The sequence below is a fragment of the Saccharothrix sp. CCNWYY140 genome (genome assembly GCF_037401995.1).
Classification (GTDB): Bacteria; Actinomycetota; Actinomycetes; order Mycobacteriales; family Pseudonocardiaceae; genus Actinosynnema.
In genome coordinates, this window is record NZ_JBBEGC010000001.1 from 184,598 (window position 1) to 199,794 (window position 15,197).

General features: G+C 71.1%; 19 protein-coding genes. 5 read left to right on the forward strand and 14 right to left on the reverse strand.

The genetic code is table 11. The annotated features are described in order from the left end of the window. The first annotated feature begins 14 nt into the window (after positions 1-14). Positions 15-1,004 carry a mechanosensitive ion channel family protein gene (locus WBN91_RS00840; protein ID WP_443217635.1) on the forward strand — a complete coding sequence of 330 codons (990 nt, stop codon included), beginning with the start codon at positions 15-17 and terminating at the stop codon, positions 1,002-1,004. Between the two features lie 55 nt (positions 1,005-1,059). Here WBN91_RS00840 and WBN91_RS00845 read toward each other — a convergent pair whose 3' ends face one another. Continuing rightward, complete coding sequence (locus WBN91_RS00845; protein WP_337721920.1) at positions 1,060-1,248, reverse strand: DUF3072 domain-containing protein; 189 nt, start codon at positions 1,246-1,248, stop codon at positions 1,060-1,062. A gap of 63 nt (positions 1,249-1,311) precedes the next feature. After that, positions 1,312-1,635, reverse strand: coding sequence for a DUF6401 family natural product biosynthesis protein (locus WBN91_RS00850; protein WP_337721921.1), 324 nt, complete (start codon positions 1,633-1,635; stop codon positions 1,312-1,314). Between the two features lie 119 nt (positions 1,636-1,754). Between WBN91_RS00850 and WBN91_RS00855 the strand changes: the two genes are divergently transcribed. Further along, the gene (locus WBN91_RS00855; protein WP_337721922.1) at positions 1,755-2,192 is read left to right on the forward strand and encodes a DUF6319 family protein; all 438 of its coding nucleotides are present in this window, start codon (positions 1,755-1,757) and stop codon (positions 2,190-2,192) included. 43 nt (positions 2,193-2,235) lie between these two features. Here the strand turns inward: WBN91_RS00855 and WBN91_RS00860 are convergent, their stop codons facing one another. Both WBN91_RS00860 and WBN91_RS00865 read right to left on the reverse strand, forming a co-directional pair. Continuing rightward, positions 2,236-3,192: a quinone oxidoreductase family protein gene (locus tag WBN91_RS00860; RefSeq protein WP_337721923.1), complete on the reverse strand. Its 957-nt coding sequence runs from the start codon at positions 3,190-3,192 to the stop codon at positions 2,236-2,238. A gap of 6 nt (positions 3,193-3,198) precedes the next feature. After that, the gene (locus tag WBN91_RS00865; RefSeq protein ID WP_337721924.1) at positions 3,199-3,984 is read right to left on the reverse strand and encodes an SDR family oxidoreductase; all 786 of its coding nucleotides are present in this window, start codon (positions 3,982-3,984) and stop codon (positions 3,199-3,201) included. A 120-nt stretch (positions 3,985-4,104) separates the two neighbouring features. Between WBN91_RS00865 and fabG the strand changes: the two genes are divergently transcribed. Continuing rightward, positions 4,105-4,866 carry a 3-oxoacyl-ACP reductase FabG gene (gene fabG, locus WBN91_RS00870; protein WP_337721925.1) on the forward strand — a complete coding sequence of 254 codons (762 nt, stop codon included), beginning with the start codon at positions 4,105-4,107 and terminating at the stop codon, positions 4,864-4,866. Between the two features lies 1 nt (position 4,867). Further along, entirely contained in the window at positions 4,868-5,320 is a 453-nt protein-coding gene (locus tag WBN91_RS00875; RefSeq protein WP_337721926.1) for a MaoC family dehydratase, read from the forward strand. Between the two features lie 7 nt (positions 5,321-5,327). On the opposite strand, the gene WBN91_RS00880 is transcribed toward WBN91_RS00875, so the two are convergent. The 8 genes from WBN91_RS00880 to WBN91_RS00915 form a co-directional block, all read right to left on the reverse strand. After that, complete coding sequence (locus WBN91_RS00880; RefSeq protein WP_337721927.1) at positions 5,328-5,798, reverse strand: hypothetical protein; 471 nt, start codon at positions 5,796-5,798, stop codon at positions 5,328-5,330. Between the two features lie 113 nt (positions 5,799-5,911). Beyond that, on the reverse strand, positions 5,912-6,481 hold the full coding sequence (locus tag WBN91_RS00885; protein WP_337721928.1) for a TetR/AcrR family transcriptional regulator: 570 nt from the start codon (positions 6,479-6,481) through the stop codon (positions 5,912-5,914). Between the two features lie 18 nt (positions 6,482-6,499). Then, positions 6,500-7,225, reverse strand: a complete 726-nt coding sequence (locus tag WBN91_RS00890; protein ID WP_337721929.1) for a hypothetical protein — start codon at positions 7,223-7,225, stop codon at positions 6,500-6,502. Then, positions 7,212-8,660: a vWA domain-containing protein gene (locus WBN91_RS00895; RefSeq protein ID WP_337721930.1), complete on the reverse strand. Its 1,449-nt coding sequence runs from the start codon at positions 8,658-8,660 to the stop codon at positions 7,212-7,214. The genes WBN91_RS00890 and WBN91_RS00895 overlap by 14 nt, the downstream gene beginning before the upstream one ends. Then, a complete protein-coding gene (locus WBN91_RS00900; protein WP_337721931.1) occupies positions 8,657-9,844 on the reverse strand; it encodes a hypothetical protein in 1,188 nt (395 codons plus the stop codon). Before WBN91_RS00900 ends, WBN91_RS00895 begins: the two co-directional genes overlap by 4 nt. 72 nt (positions 9,845-9,916) lie before the next feature. Continuing rightward, positions 9,917-10,678 carry an SDR family NAD(P)-dependent oxidoreductase gene (locus WBN91_RS00905; protein ID WP_337721932.1) on the reverse strand — a complete coding sequence of 254 codons (762 nt, stop codon included), beginning with the start codon at positions 10,676-10,678 and terminating at the stop codon, positions 9,917-9,919. A gap of 3 nt (positions 10,679-10,681) precedes the next feature. Further along, entirely contained in the window at positions 10,682-11,881 is a 1,200-nt protein-coding gene (locus tag WBN91_RS00910) for an acetyl-CoA C-acetyltransferase (protein ID WP_337721933.1), read from the reverse strand. A 32-nt stretch (positions 11,882-11,913) separates the two neighbouring features. Then, positions 11,914-13,059, reverse strand: a complete 1,146-nt coding sequence (locus WBN91_RS00915; protein WP_337721934.1) for an acyl-CoA dehydrogenase family protein — start codon at positions 13,057-13,059, stop codon at positions 11,914-11,916. Positions 13,060-13,146: 87 nt separating this feature from the next. Here WBN91_RS00915 and WBN91_RS00920 point away from each other — a divergent pair, with 87 nt between their 5' ends. Beyond that, the gene (locus WBN91_RS00920; RefSeq protein ID WP_337721935.1) at positions 13,147-13,761 is read left to right on the forward strand and encodes a TetR/AcrR family transcriptional regulator; all 615 of its coding nucleotides are present in this window, start codon (positions 13,147-13,149) and stop codon (positions 13,759-13,761) included. 51 nt (positions 13,762-13,812) lie between these two features. On the opposite strand, the gene WBN91_RS00925 is transcribed toward WBN91_RS00920, so the two are convergent. Continuing rightward, positions 13,813-14,085, reverse strand: coding sequence for a GlsB/YeaQ/YmgE family stress response membrane protein (locus WBN91_RS00925; protein WP_337721936.1), 273 nt, complete (start codon positions 14,083-14,085; stop codon positions 13,813-13,815). Positions 14,086-14,101: 16 nt separating this feature from the next. Continuing rightward, a complete protein-coding gene (locus tag WBN91_RS00930) occupies positions 14,102-15,046 on the reverse strand; it encodes a sporulation protein (RefSeq protein WP_337721943.1) in 945 nt (314 codons plus the stop codon). Between the last annotated feature and the right edge of the window lie 151 nt (positions 15,047-15,197).

Sequence of the window (15,197 nt, forward strand, 5' to 3'; positions counted from 1 at the left end):
GAGGAGGTCGAACGATGAACGCCCTGCTCGCCGTGCAGACGGCGCAGGCCCAAGGGATCGGTGAGGCCACCGGTGACGCCTTGCGGTCCGTGGTGACGTTCCTGCCGAAGCTGGTCGGGTTCCTGCTCGTCCTGCTCATCGGGTGGATCGTGGCCCGCCTGCTCCGCACGGCCGTGAACAAGGTGCTGGAACGCGTCCACTTCGACCGCGCCGTGGAGCGGGGCGGCATCGGTGACGCGCTGTCCCGGACGCGCTTCGACGCGTCCGGCCTGGTGGCGCAGATCGTGTACTACGCGGTGCTGCTGATCGCACTCCAGATCGCGTTCGGTCTGTTCGGGTCGAACCCGGTGAGCAACCTGCTGACCGAGATCGTGGCCTGGCTGCCGCGGGCGATCGTCGCGATCGTCATCATCGTGGTGGCGGCGGCCATCGCGCGTGCCGTGAAGGACATCGTGTCGCGCGCCCTGGGCGGCCTGTCCTACGGGCGGATGGTCGCGAACGCGGTGTCGTGGTTCATCATCGGTCTGGGCGCCATCGCGGCCCTGAACCAGATGGGCATCGCGACCACCGTCACCATGCCGATCCTGATCACCCTGCTGGCCACCATCGGCGGCATCGCCATCGTGGGCGTCGGCGGCGGCCTGGTGAAGCCCATGCAGCAGCGCTGGGAGGGCTGGCTGACCCGCGCGGAGAACGAGGTGCCGCAGGCCAAGGCGCAGGCGGAGGCCTACCAGCGGGGCCGCGAGGACATGCGCCGCACGGCCGAGGCCCCGACCCAGCAGGTCCCGCGCCCCACGGAGACCCCGGCCCACGCGGCCTCGCGCTCCGGCGCTTCCACGCCGGGTTCGGCTCCTGGTTCCATGCCGGGTTCGGCTGCGGGCTCGACTCCGGGTTCCGCCACCCAGAGCGCTCCCCCGACCACCCAGAACATGCCCACTCCTCCGGCCGGGCAGCCGGTACAGCCCCAACCGCGGCCCGGCCAGTACCCGCCGCCGACGCAGTAACCGGTGGCACCGAACCGGGACGGTGGGCCAGTCACCGTCCCGGTTCGACCTGCGCTCACCGCCCCCGACCGGTCTTCTCCTGGAGCCGGTCGATCAGCTGGGAAGCCTCGACCTTGGTGAGGTCGGCGGGCACCTCCTCGCCCGCTTCCTGGGCGAGTGTGTGCAGGTAGGACTCCTGGGGACCGGTCATCGGCTCGTCGCCGGTCGTCCAGTCCTCGGGGTCCTTCTCGGGGGTCCGGTTCACGACGTCTCCCTTCGCTCGAACGCCCGTTCGAGGTACCCGGGAACCAACCGGACCAATCCCGGCTCAGGCCTCCAGGGCGAGTTCGGGTTCGTCGGACCGCCTAGCCAGCTCACACACCGCGGCCAGCCGTAGCGTCGTCCAGTCCGCGTGCGCCCATTCAACGATCGACGGCAGGGACCACCCGTGCGCCGTCGCCTCGTCCAGCACGCCCCGCGCGTACCCGGCCAACAAGATCGCCGCCGCTGCCGCCGGCGTGCCGTACGCGAGGATGTCGCGCACCGCCGCCCCGTGTTGGTCGATCGCCGCAAGCACGCCCACCGGGGCCAGCGCCGCCGTCGCCATGCCGATTTCGCCGCCGAGTCGGTCCAGGAACCGACGGGCGGACATGTCCCTCCAGCCACTCACAAGCCCGACACCCTACGCTGTGCGGGGCGGTCGACCCACCATCGAACATCTGTTCTAGGATCACGGCCGGGTCGAGCCGGAGGCAGAGAGGAAACGAGAACGTGCAGGCGGACACGCTCGTGGAGCAGGAAGACCAGGTGGACGCCGAGCAGGCGCCCACGCAGCAGGAGGAGGCGCCCGCCACCCCGGAGGCGCCCGAGGCCCCCGCGGCCGAGGCGCCCGCGCCCAAGCCCGCGAAGGCCAAGGCGACCAAGAGCACGGCGAAGAAGACCCGCACGGTCGAGCTGACGCTGACCGTCACCGGCACCGCCGACGGCGAGTGGCAGGCCGACCTGGTGCACGGCACCAAGCGGGTCGTGCAGGGTCTGTCGATCTCGGCGGCGGCCGTGTCCAAGGCGGCCAAGGAGCTGCACGAGGACATCGCCGGCGGCATCGACGAGGTCATCGAGGCCGCTCGGGCCCAGCACCGCACCCGCATGGAGGAGCTGGAGGCCGAGCTGGCGAAGGTCAAGGCCGCGCTGGCCGAGCTGAGCGAGTGAGCGGCCCGGCCGGTGGGTCCCCGCGACCCACCGGCCGGTAGCACTACCTCGACGGGTCGAGCACCAACTTGCCCGTGGTCCGCCGCGACCGCAGGTCCTCGTGCGCCCGGCGCACCTCCGACAGCCCGTACTCGCCGCCCGCGATGGCCCGCAGCTCGCCAGCTTCCACCAGCGCGAACAGCTCGTCCATCGCGCGGTGCACGACCCGGCCGGGCAGCTTGAACGCGTGCGGCAGCCACATGCCGGCGATGGCCGTCGAGTGCACCAGCAGCTTGCCCAGGTCGACCGGCGAGGGCCGTTCCCGGCTGGCCATCCCGTAGAACGCGAGCCGCCCGAACGGGGCCAGCGCCGCGACGCTCTGGTCGGTCACCGCGCCGCCGGTCATGTCCAGCACGACGTCCACGCGCCGGCCCCCGTTGGCCTCGCGCAGCGCCGCGGTCATGTCCTCGGACGTCGAGTCCACGGCCACGTCCGCGCCCAGGTCCAGCGCCAGCTTGCGCTTGTCCTCGCTGCTCGCGGTCGCGATGACCCGGCCCGCGCCCCACTTCTTGGCCAGCTGCACGGCGATCGACCCGACCCCGCCCGCGGCGGCGTGCACGACGACGGACTCCCCCGGCTCCAGGTGCACGCTCTTGCGCAGCAGCAGCCACGCCGTGGCGCCCTGCACGACCATGCTCAGCGCGGTCACGTCGTCCACGGCGTCGGGCACGTCGAACGCGGTCGCCGCGGGCACGGCGGCCTTCTCGGCGTACCCGCCGAAGTTGGTCAGCGCCACGACCCGGCGGCCGTCGGGCGTGCGGCCCACGACCTCGCCGCCGGGCACCAGCGGCAGCTCCATCTTCGCCAGGTAGGAGTTCTCGGCCTGGTGGGTGTCGGCGTAGTTCAGGCCCGCGCGGCTGACGTCGACGAGCAGTTCGCCCGGACCGGCGACGGGGTCGGGCAGCTCGACCTCGGTGAGCACCTCGGGGCCGCCGAACTCGGTGATCTGGATGGCACGCAACGGATCTCAGCCTTCCTGGGACGGGTCGTGCAGGGTGACGCGCTGCCCGGACGCGGTGCGCGGGCCGGGCGGGTTGGGGAACTTGAAGGGCTCGCTGGTGCGACCGGCCTGGACGTACCAGCACTGGCCGGTGTCGCCCGACCGCAGCGCGGCCAGGTACGCGTCCACCACGTCGTCCACGGTGAGGATCGGCATCCCGGCGGACTCCAGCGTCTCCTTGAACCCCGCGATGATGTTGGTGTCGGCGAACGCGGGGCACACGGCGTTGACCAAGACACCATCCCCAGCCAGCGTCGGCCCCAGCGCCCGCACAAGCCCGACCACCGCGGCCTTGTTGGCACCGTAGATGGGGTCCATCGGCATCGCCATCAGACCGGCCATGCTGGCCGTGGCCACGATGTGCCCGCCGCCGCGCGCCTTCAACGCCGGGAGGGCCGCGTGCACGCCGTAGACGACGCCGTCGAGGTTGATGCCCATGACCCGGCGGTAGCGGTCGGCGTCGAAGTCGTCGCCGACGCCGAAACCGGTGGCGATGCCCGCGTTGAGGACGGCGATGTCGAGCCCGCCGAACGCCTCGACGGCCTGGGCGACCGCCTGCTCGCTGTGCCGGGGGTCGCTGACGTCGCACAGCGCGAACAGCCCGTCGACCTCGTCGGCCACGGCCTTGCCGCCGTCCGCGTCGACGTCCGCCACGACGACCTTCGCGCCCAGACCGGCGAGTCTGCGGGCCACCCCCGCGCCGATGCCGTTCGCGCCGCCGGTGACCCAAGCGACCTTGCCCTCGAACTCCATCCGCGCCTCCCTTGGCGACATTCCGACCAGTCGGTATGGTCGTCGCACCGGGCTGTGGCGTCAAGCCGTGTCGGCCGGTAGTTTCCAAGCGCTTGCTTAGCCCGTATCAAGGAGGATTTCGTGGCCGAGACCAACGCACGGGTGGCCATCGTCACCGGCGCGGCACGGGGCATCGGCGCGGCCGTGGCGACGCGGCTCGCGCAGGACGGCTTCGCCGTCGCGGTGCTGGACCTCAACGAGGAAGGCTGCTCCGACGTCGTCGGCAAGATCAACGCCGCCGGTGGCCGGGCGCTCGCCGTGGGCGTGGACGTGGGCGACAGCGCCTCGGTCGACGCCGCCGTGCAGCGGGTCGCCGACGAGCTGGGCGCGCCCACCGTGCTGGTCAACAACGCCGGCATCCTGCGCGACAACCTGCTGTTCAAGATGTCCGACGACGACTGGGACGCGGTCATGACCGTGCACCTGCGCGGCTCGTTCCTGATGAGCCGGGCCGTGCAGAAGTTCCAGACCGAGGCCAAGTGGGGCCGGATCGTCAACATGTCCAGCACCTCCGCGCTGGGCAACCGCGGCCAGGCCAACTACGCCGCCGCCAAGGCGGGCTTGCAGGGCTTCACCAAGACGCTGGCGATCGAGCTGGGCAAGTTCGGCGTCACGGTCAACGCCATCGCGCCGGGCTTCATCGAGACCGACATGACCGCCGCCACCGCCGCCCGCGTCGGCGTGGACTTCGAGGACTTCAAGAAGGGCGCGGCGGCGATGATCCCGGTCGGCCGCACCGGCACGCCGGAGGACATCGCGCACACCGCGTCGTTCCTGGTCAGCGAGGGCGCCGGGTTCGTGTCCGGCCAGGTCATCTACGTCGCCGGCGGACCGAAGGACTGACATGAGGACCTTCGCGAACCTGGACGAGCTGGCCGCCACCAAGGGCGAGCACTTGGGCTTCGGGCCGTGGCACGAGGTCACCCAGCAGGAGATCAACCTGTTCGCCGACGCGACCGGCGACCACCAGTGGATCCACATCGACCTCGAGAAGGCGGCGGCCGGCCCGTTCGGCGCGCCGGTCGCCCACGGGTACCTGACGCTGTCGCTGATCCCCTTGCTGGTGCGGGACATCTACACCGTGCAGGGCCTGTCGATGGGCGTGAACTACGGCCTGAACAAGGTCCGCTTCCCCACGCCGGTCAAGGTCGGGTCGCGCATCCGGGCCGGGGCCGAACTGGTGGAGATGACCGATGTGGCGATGGGCAAGCAGGCCGTGGTGAAGGTGGTCGTGGAGATCGACGGCGAGCCGAAGCCGGCGTGCGTGGCCGAGACGGTCGTGCTGCTCGTGCCGTGAGACGCGGTCAGGGTGCGCCCAGGAACCACAGCCGGGGCGCACCCCGGTCGGTGATCACGTTGAGGATGCCGTAGACGCAGCGGTGCCCGACGAACGCGCCTTCGTCCGGCAGGTCCAGCACCTCCACGCGGGGTGATCCCGGCGTCCAGCGCGCGAGTTTCCCTTCGCTGGGCCAGTAGACGTGCGCTCCGCACCGCTCGGCCCCGCGCCCGGAAGTGTCCACAGTGGACCACTCAGGAGTGGCCGGGACGGTGAGCCACTCGCCGACCACCGCGACCCGCTCGGCGAGGTCCCCGGCCGGCGTGCGGGTGAAGGACACCGGCGCGAGCGGCGCGGTGGTGAGCACGGTGGTGAGCGTGGTGGGGCTGGGCGGCTCGACCGGCGCGGCGGTCACCGGCGGGCGGGTCCGGTCGCGCAGGATCGCGACGACCGCCACCAAAAGGCAGGCGGCCACGACGACCAGCGCTTTCCGGCCCATTCCACCAGAGTGCCCCCACCGCTCCCGCACGGCAACGACCGGCTTTGTCGGTACCCCGTGCGATGATCGAACCGGGGGCCGGAGGCCAAGCCGCCATCAAGCGCGCAGCGCCATCAGGGACGCAGGGAGCCCAGCAGCAGGTCGGCGTAGTGGCGGCCGATCTGCTTGGCCGACAGCGGCCCCGTGGTGTGGTACCAGGTGCCCAGGTGGTGGACGGTGCCGAAGAAGAAGTGCACGGTCACGTCCGCGGGCACGTCACCCCGGAACACGCCCTCCTCCTGCCCCTCCTCCACCAACGACCGGAACCGCTCGTGGTACCGCCGCCGCTCGGCGCGCATCTCCCGCCGCTTCGCCTCGGGCAGCTGGTCGGACGACCGGAAGTACACCTTGGCCTGGTCGAAGTTCTCCACCGAGGTCACGACGACGTCCACCGCCACGGCGTGCAGCCGCTCGGCCACCGGCCCCGCCCCGGACGCGATCGCCTCCAGCCGCTCGGTCTGCATCCGCAGGAGGCTGCCGTAGATCTCCTGGAGCAGGTCGTCCTTGGACCCGAAGTAGTGGTACATCGCGCCCTTGGTGACCCCGGCCAAGTCCACGATCTCCTGCACCGCCACGCGGTCGTAGCCCTTGTCGGCGAACAACCTGGTGGCCGCCCCGATCAGCCGTTCCGGCACAGATGCCATGCCGAGCAGCATAAACACCTACTGGAACACCGCGATCGCGCGAACGACCAACTCCCGAGACTCGGCGTGCCACGCCTGCACCCGCCCCAGGCACACGGCGTCGAACGGCCCCTCGGACACGTCGGGGTCCAGCCCGTCCTCCTGGCACTCCACCCGCACCACGTCCCCGGTGCGCCCGATCGGCGCGGTCAGCACCGGAGCGCCGTCCGCGAGCTGGAACTCGCCCTTCACCAGCACGTACGACTTGAGCTTGCGCAACCGCACCTCCTTCGCCCGGTGCGCCACCCGGTCCAGCACGGCGCCGCGCGTGACGGTCCGCTCCTCCAGGTCCACGCGCACGACCTCGCCGACCCGGTCCAGCGCGTCCATCAGCACACCCACCACGGTGATCGGCTCGAACCGCTCCAGGTAGGTCTTGACCACCTCGCGGCCCGACGACACGCCCACCCCGCTCTCCGCGAGGCCGGGCAGCGCGATCTTGCCGTCCTTGGTGGTGCCGACCCGGTCCACGACCTCCTTGACCACGGCGTCGCCGAACCCGCCGACCTGGTAGAGGTCCATGACGTACTTGGCGTTGAGGTACACCGTCAGGCCGGGCACCTCGCGCGCCCGCACGAACCGCCGCCGCGACCGCCACGCGAGGACGAACACCCCGGCGGCGACCGGCACGGCCAAGGCGGTCACCAGCCACACCACCGCCCACGGCCACCACACCGACCACCACAGGGCCCTATCGACAGCCACGGATCTCCTCCACCGCCTCCGCCAACGACCCCTCGGTCGCCGGCACCAGCCGACCGCCGGTCTCGTCGGCCACCCGCGCCAACTCCGCCGGATCGGCCTCCCCGAACGGGATCGCGTACGTCCGCGCCGGCGACCCCCGCCACGCGGCCAGGAACTCGTCCGGGCCGATCCCCGCGTTGTTCTCGCCGTCGGTCATCAGCACCACCGCGCCCTCCCCCGCCTGCCGGTGGGCGTGGTCGAGGGCCGACCAGATCGCCGTGCCGTCGCGCAGGTCGTCGGAGGCCAGGAAGTCGTTGAGCGCGGCCACGTCCGCCGGCGACCGGATGGTCGTGGTGTGCTCGGCCAGCACGGTCCCGGCGAACCGGACCACGGTGATCCGCTCGCCGACGTGGAAGGCCTCGAACCCGCTCAGCGACGCGAACGCCGACCGCAGCTCCGCGATCCGCGCGCCGCGCATGGACGTCGACCAGTCCAGGGCGAACACCACCCGGCTGCCCCGGCCCGCCCGGTCGTACGCGGCCAGGAGGGTGTCCAGGACCTTCTGGGTGGCCGGGAAGTACAGGGACGTGCCCAGTTCCGCACCGAGTTCGGCCGGGCGCGGCACGGCCGGGTCGACGGGCCGCCGCCCGGTGTGGCCCATGATGTCCTCCTGGGCCGGGCGGTCCCGCAGCCACGCCACCACCTTGTCGTACACCGCGCGCTTGTCGGGGTCGAGCAGCATCAGCGGGTAGTCGGCGAGCACGATGCCGTCGCGGGGCCGGACCACCTCCAGCGGTTCGCGCAGCCGCCCCGAGGCGTTGAGCCGCACCACGGTCGACTCGTAGGTCAGCACCGCGTCCAGGTCGGCCTCGCGGGCCAGGTACTCGTCGAAGAGCGACTCGGCGGCGGGCGGGTCCGGCGCGCGGCCGGCGAGGAAGCCCTGGAGCTTGTCGCAGCGCACGTCCTCGTCGCGCAGCGCCGCCCCGGTGCCGGCGGCGGCCGTGGCGACCCCGATCAGCGCCGCCGAACCGCTGCCGGTCACCCGCGGGTCGGCCATGAGGTACTTGAAAGAACCCGAACCGGCCCGCGCGGCCACGTCCGCCCACGACGCCGACCGCAGCGCGTCCGCCTTGCCCCGCTTCACCCCGACCACCACCGGGGACAGCATCACGCTGGTGGACAGCGGGAGTGACGCGCCGAGCAGCTTGAGGTACCGGGTGGACGACAGCCACGCGAGGTCGTGCCCGGTGCGCCCGCGCGCCAGTTCCTCGCTGGCCCGGACCGTCCCGCGCAGGTCGAACCTCAGCTCCACCCCGGTGTCCCGGCGCAGCCGCGCCAGCACCGGTTCCAGGTCGGCCAGTTCGGCGCCGGCCAGCACGGTCAGCGTCTGCGCGGGCGGCGTGGTGGCCGTGCAGGCCGCGAGCAGCAGCACCACCAGCAGCAGGGCGCGCCTCACGTGCAGTCACCCACCTCGGTGATCATCTGCTCGAAGAGGTCGCGCGGCGGCAACCACGTCTCGGTGTCCCCGACGCCGCTGCGCGGGCTGGGCAGGCCCCGGCCGGTCAGGTGTGCGGACAGCTCGCTCTGGTCGAACGACCCACCGCTGCCGAACACCCGGAACCCCAGTTCCAGCGCCCGCCTGCGCAGGTCCGCGTCCTCCACGACGAGCTTGCCGAGGCGACTGCCGTTGGCGGTGAACGCGAGCAGTTCCGGCACGCTCTCGTGTTGCGCTTCCGGGTAGAGCAGGACGCGTTCGCGGTCCGCCGCGCCCGTGCGGTCGAGGATCCGGAACTGGTGCGCGAGGTACTGGTGCTCGTAGATCACCACGACCGGCGCGAACGTGGGGCCTTCCGGGGTGAGGTACTTCGGGCCGAGGTCGTCACCGTGCTGGCCTTCGATGTCGAACAGCGGCTTGACCTCCCGGGCCAGCCGCCGCGCGTCCGGCTCGTCCACCGGCGTCTGGTTGCGGTTCTTGGCGAAGGCCAGCAGGGCGAGGTAGGTCGAGCCGGAGTACGTGCGGCACGGGTCGGGCGTCTGCGCGATGACCCGGTTGCTGTTGGCCACCGGATCCTTTCCGCCCTTGCGCGGCAACTGGTTCCAGAACGTGCCCTGCTCGACGACCTCGATCAGCTTCGGCACGGAGAGGTTGTAGTAGAGGTCGCGGCCCTCGGGCTGGGGTGTGATGACCCCCCGCTGCTCCAACGCCTCCGCGTAGTCCCGGTACGTGCCCAGCACGATCGGCGTGAAGAACGGTCGGTACGGGCTGGTGGTCTTGCCCGTCCGCTTCCGGCGGACCAGGTCGGCCACCGACTGCCCGGACGGGAAGACGAAGTCGTACGAGTCGAGGTCCTCGCGGTCGGGCAGCTCGCGCGACCCGACCGGGGTGATCTCCACCTGCACCCGGTGCCGCATCAGGATGCGGCGCACCTCGGGGTCCTCGAAGAACTCGCGCTTGGACGCGAGCATCCCCCGGACGACCGTGACGTCCTGCCACGGCAGCGCCACGGTGCCCGAGGCGAACAGCGCGACCGCCCCGGCCAGGGCGGTCGCGACGGCGATGCCGAAGGGCACCAGGAAGCGTTTGCGGCGGAAGACCGATCGGGGCGGGTCGACGACGGTGAAGCCCGGCTCCAGGTTCACGAATTCCCCCGTGTGGAACGAAGTCCTCACACAGGGTAAGTCGTCGAGCCGGGCTCCCGGGTTACACGCCGATCACCCGCCGAGGGTGACGCCGCCGTCCACGACCAGTGTGGTCCCGGTGGTGTAACCGCCTGCGGCCGAAGCGAGGAACACCACCGCCGCCGCGAGTTCCTCCGGGTCGCCCGCCCGGCCGATCGGCAGGCGCCCGATGTGGGCCTCCAAGTAGCCGTCGGGGTACTGGTCGGTCATCTCCGAGGCGAAGAACCCGGGCGCGACCGCGTTGACCCGGATGCCCTTGCGGCCGGTCCACTGCTGGGCCAGGTCGCGGGTCAGGCCGATCAGGCCCGCCTTGGACGCCGCGTACGCCGCCTGCGGCAGGCCGCCGGACACCAGGCCCAGCACGCTGGAGATGTTGACGATCGACCCGCCGTTCTTCATCACCGCGGCGGCGGCCTGGGCCATCCAGTACGCGCCGTTGAGGTTGACGTCCATGACGCCCAGGAACTGCTCGGGCGTCTCCTTCGACGCGGGCACCGCCGAGGCCACGCCGGCGTTGTTCACCAGCACCCGCACGTCGCCGAACTCGGCGGCGGCGCGGGCGACCTCGCGGCAGTCGTCGGGCTGGGCCACGTCGGCCCGCACGATCAGCGCACGCCTGCCCGCGGCCTCGACCAGGGCGGCGGTCTCCTTGAGCTTGTCCACCCGCCGCGCGGCCAGCACGACGTCCGCGCCGGCCTCCGCCAGGCCCTTGGCGAACGCGACCCCGAGGCCGGAGGACGCGCCGGTGACGATCGCGGTCTGGCCGTCGAGCCGGAACTTGTCGAGGATTCCCATCAGCTACAGCCTTTCCAGGATGATCGCCATGCCCTGCCCGCCGCCGACGCACATGGTCTCCAGACCGAACTGCGCGTCGCGGGCCTGCATCCCGTTGATCAGGGTGGTCATGATGCGGGCGCCCGTCGAGCCGAACGGGTGCCCCAGCGCGATGGCGCCGCCGTGCACGTTGAGGCGGTCCATGTCGATGCCCAGCTCGCGCCGGCTGCCCAGCACCTGCACGGCGAAGGCCTCGTTGATCTCCACCAGGTCGATGTCGCCGATGGACATGCCCGCGTGCGCCAGCGCTTGGCGGGTGGCGTCGACCGGGCCGAGGCCCATGACCTCCGGACTCAGGCCGGACACGCCGGTGGACACGATGCGCGCCAACGGGGTCAGACCCAGCTCGCGGGCGCGGGTGTCGCTCATGATCACGACCGCCGCCGCGCCGTCGTTGAGGGGGCAGCAGTTGCCCGGCGTGACCGTCCCTTGTGGACGGAACGACGGCGTGAGCGCCTGCACCGCTTCCAGCGTCACGCCGGCGCGCGGGCCGTCGTCGGTGCTGACGACCGTGCCGTCGGGCAGGGTGACCGGGGTGATCTCGCGGGCGAAGAAGCCGTCCGCGATGGCCTTCTCGGCCAGGTTCTGCGAGCGCACGCCGAACTCGTCCTGCTCGCGGCGGGAGATGCCGAGGTGGGTGGCCACGTTCTCGGCGGTCTGGCCCATCGAGATGTAGTAGTCCGGGAGTTCCCCGTCGAGACGGGGATCGGTCCACGGGGTGTTGTGCTCGGCGGTCTCGACAGTGCGCTTCTGAGCTTCCGCGAACAGCGGGTTGAAGTGCGGATCACCGTGTCGGTAACGGGAAACGCACTCGACGCCGGCGCTGATGAACGCGTGCCCCTCCCCCGCCTTGATGGCGTGGAAGGCCATCCGGGCGGTCTGCACGGAGGACGCGCAGAACCGGTTGACCGTCGTGCCCGGCACGGTGTCCAGGCCGAGCTGGACGGCGATGCGGCGGGCCACGTTCTGGCCGTGCTCGTCCTGCGGTTCGGCGCACCCCAGGTGCAGGTCGGTGATCGTGGCCGGGTCCAGCACGGGGACCTGGTCCAGGGCCGCCCGGATGACCTGGGCGGCCAGGTCGTCCGGGCGCAGGTCGACCAGGGAACCCTTGCGGGCCCGGCCGATCGGGGAGCGCGAGGTGGCTACGACGACAGCCTCGGGCATGGCTTCTCCTTGCGGGAACTGGTGACCGGGAATTACAGGCCGAGGTCGCGGCCGATGAGTTCCTTCATGATCTCGTTGGAACCGGCCCAGATCTTGGTCACCCGGGCGTCCATCCAGGCGCGGGCCACGCGGTACTCGGTCATGTAGCCGTAGCCGCCGTGCAGCTGCACGCAGGCGTCGAGGACCTCGTTCTGGATGTCCGCACTCCAGTACTTGGCCTTCGCCGCGTCCACGGCGCTCAGCTCGCGCTTGGTGTGCGCGAGGGTGCACTGGTCCAGGAACGCCTGGGTCACGTCGATCTTGGTGACCAGCTCGGCGAGCAGGAACTTGTTGTGCTGGAACGAGCCGATGGACTGCCCGAACGCCTTGCGCTCCTTGGCGTACTCGATCGTCTCCAGCAGGATCTGCTTGGCGTGCGCCAGGTTCGAGATCGCGCCGCCCAGGCGCTCCTGCGGCAGGCGTTCCATCATGTAGATGAAGCCGCGATCGACCTCGCCGATGACGTTCTCGGCGGGCAGGCGGACGTCCTCGAAGAACAGCTCGGCGGTGTCGGACTCGGGCTGGCCGACCTTGTCCAGCTTGCGCCCGCGCTCAAAGCCCTTCATGCCGGTCTCGACGGCGAACAGCGTGATGCCCTTGGACTTCTTCTCCGGGCTGGTGCGCGCGGCCACCACGACCATGTCGGCGGAGAAGCCGTTGGTGATGAACGTCTTGGAGCCGTTGAGGACCCAGTCCGACCCGTCGCGCACGGCGGTGCTGCGCAGGGCGGCCAGGTCGGAGCCGCCGGAGGGCTCGGTCATGCCGATGCCGGTGGTCAGCTCGCCGGAGCAGAACCGGGGCAGCCAGCGCTGCTTCTGCTCCTCGGTGCACAGGTCCACCAGGTAGGGCGCGACGACGTCGCCGTGGATGCCCAGGCAGCTGGCCACGCCCGCGCTGACCTTGCACAGCTCCTCGCCGAGGACGGTGTTGAAGCGGTAGTCGTTCGCGCCGCTGCCGCCGTACTCCTCGGGGATCTCCAGGCCCAGGAGCCCCTGGCGACCGGCCTCCAACCACAGCTCGCGGTCGATGTGCCGCTGCTCGACGTACTTCTCGTAGTTGGGTCGCACGGTCCGGTCGACGAACGCGCGCGCGGTCTCCCGGAAGGCGTGGTGGTCGTCCTCGAACAGGGTGCGCTGCACGTTCCCTCCACATACTAAGCGGTTGCTTAGGCCCTAAGCGTGTGCTTAGCCTGCGGTACGCTGTCGGTCCTTGTCAAGGAGGATGGAATGACGACCGCCGCTCAGGAGTTCGAGCTGCTGGAGCACACGTGGCGCGACGTCACACCTCCGGCGGCCCGGCGGATGCTCATCGCCGCGGCTGCCGCCTTCGCCGGCCGCGGCTACCACGCCACGACCACGCGGGACATCGCCGCGCAGGCCGGCATGAGCCCGGCCGCGGTCTACATCCACTACCGGTCCAAAGAGGACCTGCTGTTCCAGATCTCCCGCATCGGCCACCGCCGGGCGCTGGAGATGCTGACGGGCGTCACCGAGACCGAGCCGGTGGCCCGGATGGCGGCGGCGGTCAAGGCCTTCTCGTCGTGGCACGCGGAGTTCCACCTGACGGCCCGGGTCGTGCAGTACGAGCTGACGGCGTTGAAGCCCGAGCACCACGCCGAGGTGGTGGAGCTGCGCCGGGAGATCGAGTCGACCGTGCGCGAGATGGTCGAGGACGGGGTCGCGGCGGGGGCCTTCAAGGTGCCGGACGTGCGCGGGGCGACCTTGGCGGTGTTGTCGCTGTGCATCGACGTGGCCCGGTGGTACCAACCCGGCGGTCGCCGCACACCGGAGTCGATCGGCACCCTCTACGCGGACTTGGTCCTGCGGATGCTCGGCGCCTGAACACGCCGAAGGGCCTCCCGGTTCGCGCCGGAAGGCCCTTCGGGGCAGTCCTCAGTGGACTTGTTTCTTGCCGTAGAAGCCCGCGGCCAGGCTGACGCCCACGGCGGCGAGCACCACCTGAACGATGATCTCGATCCAGTCGATGCCGGGGGTGTCCTCGACGCCCAGCGCGCGGGCGACGAACGTGCCCAGGAACGCCGCCACGATGCCGACCACGAGGGTCAGCCAGATGGGGATGTTCTGCTTGCCGGGAGCGACGAGCTTGCCGAGGAACCCGATGATGAGACCCACGATCAGAGCGCTGATCACACCGCCGATGCCCACGATGCCTCCTGCGGGGTTAGTCGCCTTCGAAGAAGTCCCCGACCTCGTCGAGGGCCTCGCCGACAATCATCCCACCGAACACGCCGGCCGCAGCACCGGCGACGATCCCGCCGGCCCCGATTCCCCCGCCGTGGTGACCCCCGTGGTGACCCGGGTAGTGGCCCCCGTGCACGCCGTGACCGTGGCTTCCGCGCCTGCCGGCCACCTGGTCCATCCACTGGTGGAGGACGGCCGCCCAGTCCGTGCGGATCACCTCATCGTGGGACATGGCGAAGTGCCCGAAAGAGTCACCGCCGGCCCGGAACAGGCCGCCGCGGCGGTCGGCCTCCAGCACCACGTACAGGTGGTGCGGGTCGGTGACGAAGGTCAGCTCGATCTGGCTGATCTTGGACAGGAACTGCTGCGGCGGCAGGAACTCGATCTCCTGGTAGAACGGCAGCTGCTGCGGCACGCCGTGGATGCGGCCCTGCTCGGAGTCGGCCCGGGTGAACCGGAAGCCCAGCGCGCCGAACGCGTTGAGCACGTGCTCCTGCGAGCGGATGGGGTGCACGGCGACCGGGTCGAGGTCGCCGGGGTCGACGGCGCCGCGCACCTCCAGCTCGGTGCGCAGGCCCATCGTCATGCCGTGCAGGTGCTGGCCGTGCACGACGGTCAGCGGGGTCTCCAGCGGCACGGGGAACTGGAACGGCAGCGCGAGGTGCTGGCCGGGGCCGACCTGGATGCGCTGGCCGACGACGACGCGGGCGAACTCGACGTTGCGGTTGTGCTCGTTGTCACCGCTCTCCACCTCGACGCGGGTGACCAGCGACAGCTTCACGTGGTCGATGTCGGCGGGGTGGTCGCCGCCCGCGATGCGCACCTCGCCGGTGAGCACCTCGCCGGGACGGACGTTCGGGTTGGTCAGCACCGTGTCCACGGTCGGCCCGCCGACTCCGAACGCGCGCAACATCCTCTTGAACACCACGGTGGGTCCTCCTGACACCTGTGCGGCTCGCGTCCCTGGGGGAGCGTTTTGTCCCAAGGACGCCTTACTGGGTGGATCGGTTGGCTCTGGACGAACGCTAAGCGCAAGTGCCAGTATGCGACGGCAGTCACATACTAAGCGGTCGCTC